Raw genomic sequence first — 17,435 nt, 5'->3', positions numbered from 1 at the left:
TACACCTGATGTTTGCAATCTGTGTTCATGCGTTCGAACCCGACAATTTAGTCTACGAAGAAACCGAGCAGCCAAAAGCAGGCCCTGGCGAAGTCTTAATTCGCAATCAAGCGGCTGGCGTCAATCCAATCGATTGGAAAACCTGCTCAGGTGGCGGCGCTTCTGGCTTCATTGAACAATTTCCTTTTATTCCTGGATGGGAATTTAGCGGTATTATTGAAGCCTGTGGTGAAGGAGTTGACACTTTTAACGTAGGAGACGCTGTTTTAGGTTTCGTTCGTTTTCCAACACCCGCCAGTACTTATGCCGAGTATTTAACAGCGCCAGCTGACCAAATCGCACTGCGTCCAGAAGGATTGGATGCCTTAACCGCTGGCGGTTTAGGCTTAGCGGGCTTAACAGCATGGCAAGCCTTATTCGACAAAGGCGAGCTAAAAACGGGACAAAAAGTGCTGGTTCTAGCGGGTGCGGGTGGAGTGGGTCATTTAGCTGTTCAATTAGCTGCCATCCATGAGGCGCAAGTCAGTGCAACCTGTTCAACGGCCAATATTGAGTTTCTTCAAAGCTTGGGTTGCCAAGAAGTGATTGACTACACACGTGCTGATATGCGTGATTATGCAGACACCTTTGATTTAATTATCGATGGTGTAGGCGGCGATACGGCCATCAATGCTTTGATTACGCTGAAACCCGGTGGACGCATGGTGACCTTACCTTCCGTCACAGCCGCTCAGGTTGCCGCTGCGGCAGAAGGCACCGATGTCACCGTTGAGCCGATCCGTGTGGTGCCTAACCCACAACAACTGGCATCCCTTGCCAATTTAGTGGCCGACGGCAAGTTGATTTTAAAGCTGGCGAAGACCTTCCCCTTATCGGATGCCGCCGCCGCTCACAAACTGAGTGCAACAGGCAAAACCGTGGGTAAGATCCTGCTCAGTATTTCGGAATAAGACCTATTGGCTGCAGAACTGCTGCTTTTGACGCAGCAGCAATCTGCAGCCTTCGCCAGCAATATCCGCATCCCAACATCCGTAACGCGCCCAGTTCTTCTCTTCTTCGGTGGCTTTTTCATTGAACTCAGGGACATCTGCACAGAAGTTTTCGCTCGGTTGAGCCGCTTCTAAACAGGCTTTTAACTGAATGCCCTGATTGACCGTGCAGGCGTAGGTCGAATCGGTGCAACTTGCATAGTCGCTGAGCGCGCGGGTCACACAAGTCTCTTGATCTGAGACGTCTCCGAGCGCTAGGCCCTTCGCTCGATACTGCTTAGCCTCTTCTGCTCGTGTTTCATTAAAAGACTCCAACCACTGTGGCGATTGTTGCCAAGCGATAAGTCCAATAGCAACTAGAAAAACAAGACTAAACAGAACAATTTTACGACGCATGAAAAGCTCGCTTTAAGACCGACGACGATACAGGCCTGCGATGGTGATCAGCAAACCCAAACAAGACAGCAACATTCCACCATTGACCAGCAACGGCTTGCGAGTCATCAATGGCACAAAGGGATGTTGTTGCGACGAGTCACAGACTGCTTTGACATAATTCCAAGAGCCTCCGCTGGCCAAACAATCGTCGACCCACATCAGCTCACGAAAAAATATAAACAGCAGAACAAGACCGGGAATAATCAGTAGACACAAACCAATTCTAAGCATTACTCGCTATCACTAATACCAATGTTACTAATACCCTGATTTTCAGCCAACGTCCGAAGACTTTGAATAAAGGCTTTATCAGGATGCTCCTGACTCAAAATGCGCTCGAACACCTCTTCTGTAAAGGCATCTTCGTCTTGCATGAGTTCATGCGTTGAAATAAAGCGCATCAGATCAACATCTGACATCTGAGTGTCCGCTTGATTCACTTCAATAAAGGTCGCGACGGACTCATGCGATAAGCTAATCACACTCAGCACCTCGGACGCATCTTCTTCCAATATGCAGGTCAGGGTTGAGTACAAGGCTACAATCGCATCATGGGCTGGCATGGCGCCATACATATCAAACTCATCTAAAGATGGAATGTTGCTATCAATATGATCCAATTGAACTTCAAAGTTCATTTTGGCGCCACCGGATAAGTGCTGCCAAACGCCATCCATGACGGTGCGAACCTTAGCGGTATCACCAAAATTCAATAATTTGGAGAAAAGCATGAAGTTCGGCAACATGCGTTCAGTAAACGCAGCCGACACTGCCGTCAGTTGCCAGGGTTTCAGCTGATTCAATTGCTTGATAAGAGTTTGACTATCGCCCATTGAGCGCTCCGCATAATTGGCTTGTGTTAAGTCTATTGTACGTGCTTGAGTCTCGGATCTGTAGCATCAATGGCTTTTTTCACGCATTTGTCGCAAACAAATACAGACGACAGTGTAAAACGCTTCGTTCAAGCCGACTTTCATTGCTATACTAAAGCCTTGAAACCAATTGCTCCGACAGGAATCAGAGTTGAACCCCTTCAATCTTCTTAAATCGATTGCAGAGTCGCGTGAAAAACTGCGTAAATCTGAGCAAAAAGTGGCTGACTATGTGTTAGCAAACCCCAATGACGTCATTCATATGCGAATTGTGGATTTAGCTTCTGAAGCCAACGTGAGCGAACCCACCGTTGTCCGTTTTTGCCGGGCACTCAACTATGATGGTTTTCAAGACTTTAAACTGACGTTAGCGCAAGGGTTGGCGAGCAACACCAGTTTTGAAAAATTCTCGTTAGACACCAAAGACACCGTTATCGAGTTCAAGCAAAAGATTTTTGACTCGATGATTGGCAACCTGATTAACATTCGCGAACAGCTTGATCCAGAAACCCTAGAAGAAGCCATCGATGCGCTCGCCAAAGCCAATCGTGTTGAGTTCTATGGATTTGGTGCATCAGCACCCGTTTGTTCGGATGCTCAGCATAAGTTTTATCGACTGATGGTCTCGGCTGCCGCCTACTCCGACCCGCACATGCAAACCATTTCGGCGGTCACGCTGCGTCAAGGTGATGTGGTCGTTGCCATTTCACAAACCGGCCGCACGAAAGACTTGCTCCATACGGTGAAGTTAGTCAGAGAGACGGGCGCAACCGTGATTACTCTGTGTCCAGGCACCACTCCCTTAGCCGAGCTCGCAACGATTCCAATCCACGTTGACGTCGAAGAAGATAAAGATCTCAGCACCTTAATGTCGTCTCGTGTGGTGCATTTGGTCGTCATTGATATTTTAGCCGTGGGCGTGGCCATGAAGTTGGGCCCTAGCTTGTTTGACCATTTGAAGACCATCAAACGAAGCTTACGCAGTTTGCGGCAGAACGACCGTCTACTGCCGACACGTCGTCAAAACGATTTAACCGATTAAGCCATAAAACGTCATTATTCTGTCATTTTCCCTCTATATGATCAGTCCGTAGATCAAAAATTAACCGTTTGCAATTGATCTCAGCCCTAAAATCGGTTAATAATTGATCTGTGACAACCTTTGGAGCCGGGCGAGGCATCCTAGGCCGACGCCCGTGAGTCTGATAATTCAGATCGGAGTGGTCATTATGCTGATACGTAGTGAACAGGATCTATCGCCAATTCAAACGGAAGTATTCGACCTGCTGATTGGGTACGATGTTGAACAAACAAACATGCGTAAGAAGCTTGCTTCTAAACGCTTATTGGAGGCACGTCGAGCCATTGAAAAACGACGAGAAGAGCTGGAACTCGCCGCCTTTATCGACCAAGAAAGCTGGTTTGAAGGCTAATTGAATTTTTTGAATTTGTGAGGCAAGTGATTGGGGGCTTGCCTCATGCATTTGTGTGATTGAGTGGCTCAATCTTTACTCAGGCACAAAATACTTCTCGTGTATAAATTACAACGATAAGCCACATAACCATCCCTGAAAATCATGACTGCGCCCTAGTCCTAGGTATCTTTATACCTTTAAATCCCTATAAAGTTCTGGTGGGAGTTAGCTCGCTGGCTCAATAGTCATATGGTTGATCTTATTTATCGTTCCGAAGCAGCGAAATTGAGCTTTATGGCCGGCATCAACAATGTATATGACCGTGGCGTCATGATGTTTGTGGAGTGGTCGATGTTCTTTATTTTTCCGATGCTGTGGGTAGGTGTGTTGAGTTGGGCTGGTATGAGTGTAGGTAGTGCGGTTCAGAGCTCCCTCAGTAACTCAACACAAATAGCTCAAAGTGCTGGATCAGAGGGCGGTAATAAATTACAGGGTGCTGCTACTAAAATGGCAAGGAAATAACGGAAGTTAATTTTTACCAAAATAATCGGCTTCTGTCTCGTCGTCAGGAACGAGAAGGAAGCCGTCCTTATAGTAGCCCGAACCTTGAATACCAATTCCAATTCCATCTGGAATATTAGGGTCTCCGCCAATTGCTACAATGCGATCTTTTTCATCTTCTTTAGTATCTAGGATGGCTGCACCAAGGTTTTTTCCAGCTTCTAAGGACGCAGAGCCTAATGTTCTGATCAGGCCTTGGCTTTCATTACTACCGAATAAAAGAGAGGTAGTAAAGGCCTTGGCTCCTTTGAGAAGTTTGCTCATTTTCGACTCCTTCCGACGATCTCATTAAATATTTATAGGTACAATTTACTGTATAGCTGTCTCAACAACATTGCTTAAACTCAATACTAACATGAATTAATGAATACGCCATGAATGCGAGATAGGGGCTCATAAACTGCTCATTAGAGTGTGGCGTTTGAAGGGGCCAGATTAGTATGTTAAAAAGTCCATGATTTTAAAGCTTACATGACAATGGTGAACAAGCATGGATACAATTTTCAACCGCACAACGCTTGAGCAATTACCATCAATCACCGTAAAAGCATCAGTCAATTACTACAAGACGTTCACGTCTCCAAATCCAGATTACAATGTCAGTATTTTTAATACTACCGATGAGCTGGTTGGCACTGCCATCTATGCAGAGTCTCCGATATTTGATCGTATTTATCTGTTCAATATCGAGGTAATACAGCGCTTCCAGCGTAAGGGATATGCTACTGCTTTTTTGTTGTACCTAGCTCAAACCTATCGCCATCCAATTACCGCTGTTAAAGAACTCCATGGAGCATCCGGTTTCTGGAATTCAGCTCGTAAGCTGAGTAAAGTTGGAGTTGTTGTTACTGAACCTTTATCTGTTGGCGATATGAATGATGAGTCTCAGCGCTGGCAACACCTTTGGCACGAAGCAGAACGCCTTGAAAAGCTCATACTAGAGCGATTAAATATCCTTAATGAACCTTGGCGCATTGCAGTTGGACGCGGCTTAGAGAGCTGAGGAATGCTTGTCTTGCCGATCGCGTCAGCAGTTAAGCTGAAGTGAAACTCTTCGATAAAGAGGATTTTGTACTACCTGTACTGCCCGAAGGAATAAATGAAAATCGCAGCAAGGTAAAATATTCATGCCTTAGTTGTGGAGCAAATGTCCGAGGAAAGCCTGCACTGTTGTAATCACTGCGAATCTTGCGATTTAGCATTTAGTGAAAATTATTGAAACTATGATAGTTCTCAATTTCGTCATCATGAAAGTTGCGTTACTTGTCCTATCTGGCTATGATTTAACAGCTTAGTACTGTTTGACAGTCAGGCTTGTTACGCCTGCACCAAGTAACGCCCATACCTTAGCCGCATCGCATCTTCAGCGGCAGTCTAGCTATACTAGGTGATGCATTCTTTTTAACCCACTCGGGAACTTTCCCGAATGGGGCAGGCTTCCGAGATTTTCTGAGGGAGTCTCATGAAAACCAGTATCACCCTTTATGATGCTTTACGATCAATTGATGTCCCAGCTGATAAAGCAAAAGACGTCATTGAGGCAATGGAGTCAGACATGAACGAGCTTGCAACCAAGCAAGACCTTAACCAAGGACTTAAAAATCTTGAGGATCGTTTAACATCTCAGATGTTTCGTATGCTCATGATGCAAACCTTTGCTATTGCAGGTTTGGTGGTCGCTATCGTTAAGCTGCTCTAGTCTCTAGACCTCTTCTCTAAGATTTTGGCTATTTAGCCAATCATTCCGTTCTACTTCAACCCATTGGGAAATACTTCCCGTTGGGGGTGTTTTTCTTTGGGTTTTTCTTTTCCAAGGATAAATACCATGACCAAACCCATGATGAACCTCACTCGTTCATGCTCTCTAAAGCTCGATTTTCAGGTGTATCTGACTAACGACGTTCTGGAGGGTTGTGTCCATGTTTCTCAGACTGTCTACGAACAGTTAGGGATTCATCCGGCCGATCGCTTGGATTTGATGATCAATGATATGATCAGATTTCTAAAGCAATCGCCTAACGAGAAAACCTTTAGTTTCTATCGCTATCCTAGCCCGGATTTTCATGAAGGTATAAACAAAAACGGCTGAAAGCCTTATAGTTATTGGTGTCGAAGCAACAGCGATAAGGACTCAGCCGTGAGCAAAATGTTACCACAGACGATTCAGTTTTCCTCCCTTTCTCGCCACAAAATTGAAGCTCAGTTTAGCGGTGGTCATATCACCAGTGATGCCGGTTTACTTCTGTTGCGTGAAGTAGACCGCCAATTGGGTCTTACTGATCGACTGGCACGTAAACTGGTGGATTGGAGAGAATCTGGCAAGGTTAAACACTCACTGAAAGCTATGTTGCGACAACGATTACTCTGCATAGCCGCCGGTTACTGCGATCTTAATGATCACACTCAATTACGACAGGATATGGCACGTCAAACCTTGGTAGAATCACTGCAAATGCTTGCAAGTTGTTCAACCTCTGTCGCTTCGAGTCTCAGATGAATCGCTAGGCTATTCTTGATGCCCATCAGTGTCTTTGGGAACAATTTATTGCCTCACATAAAAAGCCACCAAAGCGTGTCGTTCTCGACTTTGATGCCACAGATATCCCATTGCATGGTGACCAACCAGAGAAGTTCTTCCATGGGTATTACGACCATTATTGTTACCTGCCGCTTTATGTATTCAGTGATCGATTTCCGCTAGTCGCCTATCTACGCCCCAGTAAAATTGACGGGGCAAAGCACACGGCAGCCATCCTGAAACTACTGGTCACGTTTATTCGTCAACACTGGCCTGATGTGCAGATTGTCTTTCGTGGCGACAGTGGATTCTGTCGTCAGTTAGTACTGAATTGGTGTGAGCGTAACAGTGTTGATTACATCGCAGGGATCGCCCGCAATTTACGCTTGGAAGGTATGATTGATAGAAGTTGGAACTATGCTGAATCACAGCATCAGCAACGCAAATCGCGAGGTATTAAAGGTGCGACCCGATGTTTCTGGCGCTACACCTATCAAGCCGACAGCTGGAAACATCCTCGTGAGGTTATCGCCAAGATTGAAGTGACCGATAAGGGCAGAAATCCTCGATTTATTGTCACGAGCTTGCATGGCAGGGACAGTAAACTTTATTGCGAAGAATACTGCGCGCGTGGCGATATGGAAAATCGAATTAAAGATCAGCAGCTTGACCTCTTTGCTAAACGAACATCCTCTAAGCACTGGTGGAGTAATCAATGGCGACTCGCACCCTCAATGCTCGCATTTGTATTGTTTGAAAAACTCAGAGAGCATTGCTCAAACAAATATGACTCGTTAAGCGTGCAAGGCCTGAGACTCAGACTGATTAAAATTGCGGCCGTGGTCGTGATTAATACCCGTCGAATCCGTTTCCTCTTGAATGAGTGTTGTCCAGATCAAAAAGAGTTCACGCGACTCGTTGAGCGTTTATTGCCGAGTTAGTTGACTGAGCACCCCCTGCTCGAATCAATGGGGAAAAGGGGAATTGTGCCCAAAACACAGATAATGGGTCAAAATCGGTATCTAAATGCCAGCTTAGCGCTGGAAAAAAAGGTTAAACTGGGCTGATATAATGATTTTGGCGATTATGAAAAATGCGGGCTAACAGCTCTATTATTACAAAGCAGCCACCCACTTTAACAAACCACACCGCTTGTAAATAACGCTGATACTCGTAACCCAATCAAAGATAATATATTAGATTAAATACGCATTTACTTCTAAAAAATAAATATAAATTTGAAGTGGCTATAGTTCAGTGATGGTGAAAATATTGCTACAGGGGCCTTCACTATTGTCATCATGCTCACACTGGGTATGTCAATTTTCGACCTTGGTAAAACCATCCTTGAAGAATAGGTACTGGTCAGTAAAGATATCCGCCATCACGATACAACTCGACGTACCATTTCACGATTCGTAGCAGCGATCATCATTGCGGTTTCAATCGAAGCTCTGTTGTTAATGTTCAAGTCTTTAATCGACAATGCCAGTACCGCCCAGCTGATGAATGCCGTGTTAATGCTGTTATCGGCGGTGGCAATGATGGTCGGACTCGGAATGTATCTGTGGCTTAGTCGTGAAAACAAAAGTGATCACTCGTAAAGCCGACATGAGCGCTGGACTAATTGTCTACTGAAAAGCGCTCTATCCTCTCTCGGGTAGGAGGGTGAGTGGACAGATAATGACCAAGACCCTCTTCATCTTCATAACGGTCATCAAGCCGCTTCATAATATTGACGAAATGCTCGCTCGATATGTCGGCGGTACTTAAATAGTCCAATGCATACTGGTCTGCTTCTCGCTCAAATTCACGTGAATAGCCAAGCTGCAACAGCACTAGGGGTAACGCACCGATTAAGCTACTGGTGTCACCGGTAACGTAGGTGACAACAAGCCCTAATGCGGTTTGTTGCATGACTTGGCGAACACCGTGTCGATGTACGACATGACCAACCTCATGCGCAAAAATTGCAACCAACTCATCGTCATCTTCAGCTAGGGCGACGAGCTCATCCGTCATCAAAATCAAACCGGAGGGAAGTGCAAAAGCATTCGCACCCAAGCCTGCACCTCCTCTTCTAAAGTACAACTCGAAAACAAAGGGCTCTTCGACCTGCTCCGTCACCTCATAGAAGCGTGTTCTTAAGCGTTCTTGTGTAGATTCAGGAAGTTGTGAGGGCTGAAAAAAACGTTGATCGAGTTGTTTGAAAACCTGTTCACTAATACCTGTGGAAACGGACACAGGCATCTGCATTGCAAGCAACTTAGCGCCAGCGGGTAAACCATACAAAACCATTAACCCGATAAATCCAAAGGTGACAACGACACCTAAGACTACATACCGGAGCTTACTCTCTAAACGATATAACCAAAGGGCGCTCATTTGTCGATTATAGAAGGTTAGCAAAGCATCAATCGCTTCATTATCCTGCGTTTCAAACCGCCCCCCATCAGGAAACGCCACGTGTCGTGGCGTGTTTCCGAGCCGAGATGTCACCTTCAGCTCTGCCATTGAAAAGCATTGAGACCCACTCTCTAGCACCAGCATTACACGTCCCGAATCAACAGTATCAATACGTGCTTTTTGGCTTGCAGAGGTCCGACTATCAAAAAAATATCCGTAAACACTGGGCATGAGTTATCTCTTTATGCATTAACCTGGGCATTATTTGTATGGGTGTAAATACCCATTACAACCCTATATCGATGTCAAACGCTTCGCCCATTTCTTCACCAAAAGCATTGCAGCGCTTATCTTCGGCTGTGATGAACTCCTCTAGCGATCCTTCGGCCAAGAAATCAAGGCACTCAGCTTGATAAAGTGCTAAGCGCACTTTAGCCCAAGGTATCATTAATCCCAAGCTCAAGATGATCACCAAACCATTAGTGAAATAAATAAAGGCTAGTTTTAAAAAATCGAGTCGACATTCAAATCCATGTTGATCTAAAACTGTTCTGTTATAAATGACATTGGTACTATTGGCACTTACATAGCAAATGCCATAAAATAAGTGATCGCTGTTATAAACCCTCCCACAACAGGAACAACAAATAACATCACAATACCCACGGCAACGATGCCAAATGCCACTAAATAGATGTTAAAGAACTGCTTCCAATTAAAGTCAGGTTCAAAGCTGCGTGTACCATAACGTGAGTTTTTAACCAGAAAATACTTCTGCTTGTACACAGCGTACGGAAATAAAATGCCTAAGGTTAAAACGCCAAGCATCGGCCAAACAATAAAGGCTTTGAACGCCTCCGAATAACCTCCATCGAAGCCGAAACGGATGTTACGATAGCGTGTATTATCAGCCTGAACGCCATGGATCTGCAAATCAGCCAAGGCATAGACACGATGAGTGCAATATACAGCGCAATACTTAGTAAAGGGAAAAACTGATCGGCCAGTATATAAATAATCAAAAGCGCAACGGCAACCAGGCGTCCTTTAAGAATTGTGATAGGACTGGCTAAGTACTCAAAGCTATGATCGTTTAAGTGAGTATTCCCATAAAAGTAGCGGTGGTTACGAACCTTTGCCCAGGCCGAATAGATCCCTAGCGTCAGAATTGTAAGTAGGATGTTAACAATCCAAATACGAAAATATTCCCCTCCTTTACCTCGGAATTGAAAATTTAAATGTATTTTATTAACATCCTTCGCAGCAACATAAGGCATTGCTGGATTCTGATTGATTGAACTTTCGTTGCACGCTGCAGAGGCGTCGTTTGACATACCTAATATCCTTGTAATTGGGTGAACGGCACAGCATGAATTTTACAGGGAGAGGGTCAATTAAAAATTATGCTTTCTTGTTCAAAAAGCAATCATTGATGAGATGTGCTGGTACGATCCCTTTACTCGTATGCCATGTAAAATCCTTGGCCACTTAAAAGCTTAGTTCTTCATTCGAAACAAGAACCCGCGCTTATTATAAACCGACCTTTGTTTAGCAGTAAACAACCCCCTTACCGTTAACCTAACGTCAGTTCACAACAGTGAGTTAAACGCACAGAGGTGTTCCCTATTTTGATCGCCGTATCAGCATCAGATTGATGCCCATTCAGTCAACACGAGCTGAATCGCAAGAACCATAAGTATGCAACCAAAAATACGATCAAGTCTAATCGATACACTAGGGTTACTTTGCAAATAATTTGTGAGTCGAGCAGCCAGAAAAACAACAAAGCTTTCTATCACGATGGCTATCGCGATTGTTATGAGCCCCAAGGTTATTAGTTGTGTCGGTACACTTCCGTGATCCTCGCGTACAAATTGAGGTAAAAATGCCATGAAAAATATAGCTACTTTAGGATTGAGCGCATCCACCAACACGCCCTGCTTAAATGCTAACCAAGGGGAAATCTTAGTTGATACATTCAATTTATCAGTTTCAAAGCTGACCCCGGTCGATCGCAGCGCTTGGATGCCTAAAAAAACAAGGTAGCCTGCTCCTATGAATTTAGCGATAACAAATGCAATCTCTGAACTCTTGAGTATGGCTGAGATACCAGCGGCTGCCGCTAGCACATGTATCAGAGCTCCAGAACAAACGCCAATTGCAGATGCCAGCCCAACTCTAGCTCCGTGAGACAAAGTCCTAGATATAATATAGATTAAATCAGGCCCTGGAGAAATATTTAATATAATGGCAGCGGACACAAAGAACATCCAAAATGTAAAATCATCCATAAAAATTCCTATTACAAATCAAGACATCAATTTAAATTAATTAAAAACACACATAGCATACATTCGAAAAAATCACACGACAATCATTTATTTATTTCTCATGGAAACTGCCTAGCGTTAAAAGCTGTGAGGTTATCGAGTTAGCTTCAGTTCGAATAGGCGGTGGTTCGATTGGCGCTTGCCGAGGGCATATAGGAGTAAAAAGAAGTGCTCACGCCTTCCATACAAAACCAGTATCCTGAAGGGGTAAAGAGCTTGAGAAACGCTTGGACGCAGAATAAAAAATTCCCACTAATATTTTCTACTTGCCATTAATTTTAATTATTAAATAGCTTTGTCTGACTCTACCGCTCATCCTGACGCCAACGCTTTTGTTTTTTTACTAATGTTGACTGGTCAATACCAAGCACATTAGCGGCCGACCTAGTCGTGCCAAACTCTTTTATCGCCTCATCAATTAAGCGCCGCTCTAACGCCTCAACTTGCAATTTTAAAAGTCGCTTCTCACTGATAGGGGCTTTTAATTTGAATTCGGCCGGTAGTTGCTCAACCGTAATCAATGACTGGTCAGCGGTAACGACTAATCTCTCAGTTAGGTTGATTAATTCTCGAATATTACCTGGCCAGTCATAGTGACTTAATTGTTCAATGACATCTTGATGCCAATGGCAATCTAATTCATACACGCTGTTGAAATGTTGAATATAATGTTCAAGTAGCGGAGCAATTTCGTCATTCCTATCGCGTAATGGGGGGAGCGTTATTGGCACTACACTTAACCGATAAAGCAGGTCCTCTCTAAATAATTTACTATCGACCAAGTTTTTTAAATCATGGTGTGTGGCAGAAATTAAACGAAAGTTCACGCTTTTAAAGTCAGTACCTCCCACAGGGATAAAGCGATTTTCAGCAATTACCTTAAGTAACTTTACCTGCAAGCTGAGCGGTAAATCACCAATTTCATCCAAAAATAAAGTGCCATTATTAGCCGCTTCCAATAGCCCAATGCGCCCTTTTGCTGAAGCCCCAGTAAATGCTCCTGGCATATATCCAAAAAGCTCAGCCTCCAGTAAGGATTCAGGCATTGCTGCACAATTAAGCTCAATAAATGGCCCATCGCAAGCTTTGCTGTATTTGTGAATAGTATTCGCTAATAGCGTTTTACCTGTACCCGTTTCACCTTGAATGAGTATCTTGGCATTAGAGGTAGCGACTTTTTTGGCTAAATCATAACAAGCCTTAGTATTACGGCTAATGATAAAGGTCTCTTGGTTATCCCCTGATACGGCGGATGTTCCGTAGAGTTCCTTTAGCTTTAACAATTGGTCTAGCTGCTCTTCTTTATGTTTTGCTTTAAGCAGCTCTGTAATATCTCTTGCCGTAGTAACAACGTACTCAATACGACCTTGCTCATCAAACATCGGGGTTCCCGACACAAATATTTTATGGTCATCCCCAATGGTTTGAATGATGGTAACGGCACTTAACTCTTTCAGTACTTCAAGGGACACCGAGCGTGAGATATAACCGGCCTTCACAACTTCAGACATATGCAGCCCAATTAAGTGACGCTTTGATAGCCCCGTCATTCTTTCATAAGCTTTATTCATGGTAACGGTTATACCATTCCCATCAGTTATATAGACACCATCACTCAATGCATCGATAACTCGCTGTAAATTTTTATCAAAAAGCATTTATTTCATTACTCCCTAATTTTCACTTTTAAGCATAACGTGCATACACGGCTGAAGAACAATCGTTTCATGTCACTAAACGCATTAAAAAGTATTTCATCTCAATCTTCTATTGTTATTTGAGCCTGAATTCAGGGAGAACCTCATGCTGCTTGATGAATATATCCATCAAAAAATTTACACTTGATGCCGATATTCATCATGACAAAATCCAATAAAATATATTTTACCATAAATCAATATCTTAAAGAATCCCCAGCACTTGGTATGCCGATTGCAAAAGACAATTCAAGTAGCATTTAACTTGGATGCCAGTTAGATACCTCATTACCCAATCCAAGTCATGCACTTCCTTACATGAATCCAAGATAACTAATAAAAAGGAGATTCCAATGTTACAGGATATGTCACTTCTAAAAACTCGCTGCTTAGTTAATGGCGAGTGGGTTGAAGCCAAAGCAAAAACCACACACCCTGTCACTAACCCTGCGACTGGCGAAGTCATCGCAGAAATTCCTCACCTTTCACCAGAGGAAATCCCTGCTGTCATCGAAGCGTCTCGCATTGCACAAAAAAAATGGGCTGCACTCACGGCCAAAGAACGCTCAGTGATTTTAAGACGCTGGTTTGAGCTAATGATCGAGAATACCGACGACCTAGCCCTCTTGATGACCACAGAACAAGGCAAACCGTTAGCCGAAGCAAAAGGCGAAATTGGCTACGCAGCATCTTTTATTGAATGGTTTGCTGAAGAAGCAAAACGCATTTATGGCGATACTATTCCAGCACCTCGTGCAGATCAAAGACTAACCGTTATCCGTCAACCTATCGGTGTTACGGCAGCAATTACGCCATGGAATTTTCCGGCCGCGATGATTACACGCAAAGCCGCGCCGGCACTGGCAGCGGGATGCTCAATGATCGTTCGTCCTGCGGACTTAACACCGCTTACTGCGTTAGCCATTGGCGAATTAGCACAACGTGCCGGTATTCCTGCTGGCGTTTTTCAAGTCATCACGGGGTCTGCTAGCAAACTAGGCAAGGTTCTAACCGACAGCCAAGTCGTTAGCAAGCTGTCTTTCACAGGATCAACGGAAGTAGGTCGTTTATTAATGGCGCAATGCGCGCAAACCATCAAAAAAGTCTCTTTGGAACTTGGCGGCAACGCGCCCTTTATCGTCTTTGATGATGCGGATCTTGATAAAGCGGTCGAAGGCGCTATGGCTTCTAAATATCGTAACGCGGGACAAACCTGTGTTTGCGCAAACCGTATTTTGGTTCAGCGCGGTGTTTACGAAGCATTTACTGCGAAACTGACCGAAAAAGTCAAAGCCTTAAAAGTAGGTAGCGGTGTTGAAGCTGGCACCGACATTGGCCCAATGATCGAAGAAAAAGCCATCACTAAAGTAGAAGATCACATTCAAGATGCCATAAGCAAAGGCGCCAAACTTGTCTTTGGTGGCGAACGTTTGGGTGGACTGTTCTTACAGCCAGCCATTTTGACTGGTGTCACTGCTGACATGAAAGTCGCACAAGAAGAAACCTTTGGACCGATGGCGCCGCTGTTTGCGTTTGATACTGAAGAAGAAGCCATCGCCATGGCAAACGATACGATTTTTGGACTCGCCGCGTATTTCTATACTCGCGATCACAGCCGCATGATCCGCGTATCAGAAGCGCTTGAATACGGCATGGTCGGTCACAACACAGGATTGATTTCAAACGAAGTCGCACCTTTCGGTGGCGTCAAACAGTCTGGTCTTGGACGCGAAGGCTCTAAATATGGCATCGAAGAATATCTCGAAATGAAATACGTATGCAGTGCCCTATAAGCCAACAACAATAAATTGGAGATCTTCATGACTGACGGCATCAAACCTTTTTCTTTTAATACGCCCGGCTCCATGCACCTTGAATGGGGTGGCGCAAAACATCTTGGCGAATTGCTTAGTGAGTGGTTCAAAGAACGTAACTTACTAATCGTAACAGACAAATTCTTGAACGAAAGTGGCCTATTGGAACAAACCAAAGACTCACTAAAAAAACACGGCTTCACGGTAACGGTATTTGACGATGTCGTCGCTGATCCACCAGAACACGTGCTAATGGAATGTGTCGAACAAGGCAAAAAAAGCCATGCCGATATCGTTCTAGGCTTGGGTGGTGGGTCTTCTATGGACATAGCCAAATTGGTTGCTGTCATGCTGACATCTGAACAACCACTGCCTGAACTGTACGGCATTGGTAAAGTCACCGGAACCAGAACGCCATTGGTACAGGTTCCTACCACGGCAGGCACAGGCTCTGAAGTAACCAACATCACGATTCTGACTACGGGTGAAACTACCAAAATGGGTGTGGTATCGCAGCAGTTGTATGCTGATCACGTCTTATTAGATGCAGAGTTAACCGTCGGTTTACCAGCGTTACCCACTGCAGCAACGGGCATTGATGCTATGGTTCACGCTATAGAAGCCTACACCTCGGTTCATCTTAAAAACCCACTATCAGATGCATTAGCCAAAGAAGCTTTACGTTTGTTGAGCAAAAATCTAATCACTGCTTGCCAAGATGGACAGAGCCGCTCGGCTCGTGAAGCTATGTTGTTGGGTGCAAATTTAGCAGGCCAAGCTTTCTCGAATAGCCCTGTGGCAGCGGTTCATGCCCTCGCTTATCCATTAGGCGGTCATTATCACTTGCCTCATGGTTTAACCAACGCCCTCATGCTTGGGCCTGTTTTACGCTACAACATGGCAGTTGCTGCGCCGTTATATGCAGAACTTGCGGATGTGGTTCTAGGTTACTCAGACGAAGGCATAGAAATACGCTCTGCGAAATTCGTTGATTTCATGCAAAAACTGATGAACGAGTCTGGCGCACCACAACGTCTACAGGATGTTGGAGTCACTGAAGACAGTCTACCAAGGCTTGCCAAAGACGCCATGCTGCAAACCCGTCTGCTTGGTAACAACCCAGTACCTGTAACCGAAGCAGATGCATTGGCATTGTATCGAGCGGCTTTCTAACTCCAAGAAATTAAGCTACAGACATAATAATGCACTATTAAGAATAGTCTTAATAGTGAGACTCAACGATAGTTAGGATGTTTATAAAATCAGGAATGCATTTTTCTAAAATTTAAAAAAGGAGAGAGATATAAATTAAATTATTATATCAAGTAATATTAAATGTTTTGTTATAGATAAAAGATTAAAATCGTGAAATTTATTAATATCTTTTATCTGTAGTCTTCAATATTGAAAAATATAAATATAAAGGGTTTTTAAAATGGAAGAATTAAAGTTATACGCTATGACATGTGGTTGGATTACAATGCCTTATGGTTTTTTTATGGCGGGAGAAACAGGCAGTTTAGCGATACCTATACCATGCTATTTAATTGAGCATCCTAAAGGAACTGTATTATTTGATACCGGTTTGGAGCTGCCATTACAGTCCGACGATGAGAATGTCGTCAAAAAAGCATTAGGTGGATTTGCAGAATTAACAACTGTAGATTTTGTTCCTGGTGAAGACGTAGCAAAGCGTTTAGAAGCCTTCGGGGTGGACCCACTAAAAATCAATTATGTTATTAATTCCCATCTCCACTTCGATCATTGCGGTGGCAATGCTTGCGTCCCAAATGCACGCATTGTCATACAAAAACGTGAATGGGAAGCGGCTAAAGATGAGGAAAATATTGAAAAAGGAATCTATGTACCACGACATTATGATTTAGGTCATGAACGCTTAGAAATAGATGGTGAACACGATTTATTTGGTGATGGCTCTGTTGTTTTAATCCCAAGCTATGGACATACTCCTGGGCACCAGTCACTTAAAGTAAAAGTTGATGGTAAGGATGTAGTTATTACCGCTGATGCTTGCTACTTAAAAGCATCTCTTGAAAGAATGACGTTACCAGATGCTATGGTAGTAAACGATGCTCAAGCTATGCTTAATAACTTTGATTTATTCAAAAAGCTAAAAGCTAAAGGAGCATTTATTTTATATGGACATGATCCCAAACAATCAAAATCACTAACTGATGGCAGCATTCGTCAAATAACAGCAGATACGTTGGCAAGTTTGTCATAATGAAACATCCAATAATGTTATTCTCTGATCAATATATGCATTAACATTTTTTAATTTAAAAATAGAGAGTTACCCATTTTAATAATGGTAACTCTCTATGTCATATTCACATAAATTTAATCTAATAATGAAACACACAGACGTTCAATT

The 17,435-nt window shown here is 43.7% G+C and carries 19 protein-coding genes and 2 pseudogenes; 12 read left to right on the top strand and 9 right to left on the bottom strand.

The annotated features are described in order from the left end of the window. Nucleotides 1–8: 8 nt before the first annotated feature. Complete coding sequence (locus tag D791_RS15270; RefSeq protein WP_036513464.1) at nucleotides 9–950, top strand: NADP-dependent oxidoreductase; 942 nt, start codon at nucleotides 9–11, stop codon at nucleotides 948–950. Nucleotides 951–953: 3 nt separating this feature from the next. Here D791_RS15270 and D791_RS15265 read toward each other — a convergent pair whose 3' ends face one another. The 3 genes from D791_RS15265 to D791_RS15255 are packed head-to-tail and all read right to left on the bottom strand — an operon-like array spanning nucleotide 954 to nucleotide 2,260. Next, on the bottom strand, nucleotides 954–1,385 hold the full coding sequence (locus D791_RS15265) for a hypothetical protein (protein ID WP_036513461.1): 432 nt from the start codon (nucleotides 1,383–1,385) through the stop codon (nucleotides 954–956). 12 nt (nucleotides 1,386–1,397) lie between these two features. After that, complete coding sequence (locus tag D791_RS15260) at nucleotides 1,398–1,658, bottom strand: hypothetical protein (RefSeq protein ID WP_036513458.1); 261 nt, start codon at nucleotides 1,656–1,658, stop codon at nucleotides 1,398–1,400. Next, nucleotides 1,658–2,260: a YjaG family protein gene (locus D791_RS15255; protein WP_036513455.1), complete on the bottom strand. Its 603-nt coding sequence runs from the start codon at nucleotides 2,258–2,260 to the stop codon at nucleotides 1,658–1,660. Before D791_RS15255 ends, D791_RS15260 begins: the two co-directional genes overlap by 1 nt. A 190-nt stretch (nucleotides 2,261–2,450) precedes the next feature. Between D791_RS15255 and hexR the strand changes: the two genes are divergently transcribed. From hexR to D791_RS15240, 3 genes are all read left to right on the top strand, one after another. After that, the gene (gene hexR / locus D791_RS15250) at nucleotides 2,451–3,341 is read left to right on the top strand and encodes a transcriptional regulator HexR (protein WP_036513452.1); all 891 of its coding nucleotides are present in this window, start codon (nucleotides 2,451–2,453) and stop codon (nucleotides 3,339–3,341) included. Nucleotides 3,342–3,528: 187 nt separating this feature from the next. Next, nucleotides 3,529–3,732, top strand: a complete 204-nt coding sequence (locus D791_RS15245) for a PA3496 family putative envelope integrity protein (protein ID WP_036513451.1) — start codon at nucleotides 3,529–3,531, stop codon at nucleotides 3,730–3,732. 231 nt (nucleotides 3,733–3,963) lie between these two features. Beyond that, entirely contained in the window at nucleotides 3,964–4,236 is a 273-nt protein-coding gene (locus D791_RS15240) for a hypothetical protein (RefSeq protein WP_036513448.1), read from the top strand. Between the two features lie 6 nt (nucleotides 4,237–4,242). Here the strand turns inward: D791_RS15240 and D791_RS15235 are convergent, their stop codons facing one another. Continuing rightward, a complete protein-coding gene (locus D791_RS15235; RefSeq protein ID WP_036513445.1) occupies nucleotides 4,243–4,539 on the bottom strand; it encodes a hypothetical protein in 297 nt (98 codons plus the stop codon). 226 nt (nucleotides 4,540–4,765) lie between these two features. On the opposite strand from D791_RS15235, the gene D791_RS19240 reads away from it, so the two are divergent. The 5 genes and pseudogenes from D791_RS19240 to D791_RS20225 all read left to right on the top strand — a co-directional run bounded on the left by D791_RS19240 (nucleotide 4,766) and on the right by D791_RS20225 (nucleotide 8,397). After that, nucleotides 4,766–5,278 (top strand): GNAT family N-acetyltransferase, encoded by a 513-nt coding sequence (locus D791_RS19240; RefSeq protein WP_051514598.1) that lies wholly within the window; start codon nucleotides 4,766–4,768, stop codon nucleotides 5,276–5,278. Nucleotides 5,279–5,737: 459 nt separating this feature from the next. Beyond that, a complete protein-coding gene (locus D791_RS15225; protein WP_036513441.1) occupies nucleotides 5,738–5,974 on the top strand; it encodes a hypothetical protein in 237 nt (78 codons plus the stop codon). Between the two features lie 126 nt (nucleotides 5,975–6,100). Then, on the top strand, nucleotides 6,101–6,364 hold the full coding sequence (locus tag D791_RS15220) for a hypothetical protein (protein ID WP_036513438.1): 264 nt from the start codon (nucleotides 6,101–6,103) through the stop codon (nucleotides 6,362–6,364). Between the two features lie 57 nt (nucleotides 6,365–6,421). Further along, nucleotides 6,422–7,734 (top strand): annotated as a pseudogene (locus D791_RS15215) (IS1380 family transposase). Between the two features lie 522 nt (nucleotides 7,735–8,256). Further along, entirely contained in the window at nucleotides 8,257–8,397 is a 141-nt protein-coding gene (locus tag D791_RS20225) for a hypothetical protein (RefSeq protein WP_193365007.1), read from the top strand. A 19-nt stretch (nucleotides 8,398–8,416) separates the two neighbouring features. On the opposite strand, the gene D791_RS15210 is transcribed toward D791_RS20225, so the two are convergent. The 5 genes and pseudogenes from D791_RS15210 to D791_RS15195 all read right to left on the bottom strand — a co-directional run bounded on the left by D791_RS15210 (nucleotide 8,417) and on the right by D791_RS15195 (nucleotide 13,187). Next, the gene (locus tag D791_RS15210) at nucleotides 8,417–9,430 is read right to left on the bottom strand and encodes a M48 family metallopeptidase (RefSeq protein ID WP_036513435.1); all 1,014 of its coding nucleotides are present in this window, start codon (nucleotides 9,428–9,430) and stop codon (nucleotides 8,417–8,419) included. 55 nt (nucleotides 9,431–9,485) lie between these two features. Beyond that, the gene (locus tag D791_RS21560) at nucleotides 9,486–9,761 is read right to left on the bottom strand and encodes a DUF898 family protein (protein ID WP_272944863.1); all 276 of its coding nucleotides are present in this window, start codon (nucleotides 9,759–9,761) and stop codon (nucleotides 9,486–9,488) included. Nucleotides 9,762–9,781: 20 nt separating this feature from the next. Continuing rightward, nucleotides 9,782–10,476, bottom strand: a pseudogene (locus D791_RS22080) (YjgN family protein). Nucleotides 10,477–10,845: 369 nt separating this feature from the next. Further along, nucleotides 10,846–11,490, bottom strand: coding sequence for a LysE family translocator (locus D791_RS15200; protein WP_036513432.1), 645 nt, complete (start codon nucleotides 11,488–11,490; stop codon nucleotides 10,846–10,848). A gap of 344 nt (nucleotides 11,491–11,834) precedes the next feature. Then, entirely contained in the window at nucleotides 11,835–13,187 is a 1,353-nt protein-coding gene (locus tag D791_RS15195) for a sigma-54 interaction domain-containing protein (RefSeq protein ID WP_036513429.1), read from the bottom strand. Nucleotides 13,188–13,579: 392 nt separating this feature from the next. Between D791_RS15195 and D791_RS15190 the strand changes: the two genes are divergently transcribed. The 3 genes from D791_RS15190 to D791_RS15180 all read left to right on the top strand — a co-directional run bounded on the left by D791_RS15190 (nucleotide 13,580) and on the right by D791_RS15180 (nucleotide 17,285). Next, nucleotides 13,580–15,019, top strand: coding sequence for an NAD-dependent succinate-semialdehyde dehydrogenase (locus tag D791_RS15190; protein WP_036513426.1), 1,440 nt, complete (start codon nucleotides 13,580–13,582; stop codon nucleotides 15,017–15,019). Between the two features lie 39 nt (nucleotides 15,020–15,058). Continuing rightward, entirely contained in the window at nucleotides 15,059–16,213 is a 1,155-nt protein-coding gene (locus tag D791_RS15185) for an iron-containing alcohol dehydrogenase (RefSeq protein ID WP_420329355.1), read from the top strand. A 262-nt stretch (nucleotides 16,214–16,475) separates the two neighbouring features. Next, on the top strand, nucleotides 16,476–17,285 hold the full coding sequence (locus D791_RS15180) for an N-acyl homoserine lactonase family protein (RefSeq protein ID WP_036513420.1): 810 nt from the start codon (nucleotides 16,476–16,478) through the stop codon (nucleotides 17,283–17,285). Nucleotides 17,286–17,435: the final 150 nt, after the last annotated feature.

This window comes from Nitrincola nitratireducens, assembly GCF_000585235.1.
GTDB lineage: Bacteria > Pseudomonadota > Gammaproteobacteria > Pseudomonadales > Balneatricaceae > Nitrincola > Nitrincola alkalisediminis.
This window is presented reverse-complemented; position numbering and strand designations above follow the sequence as displayed.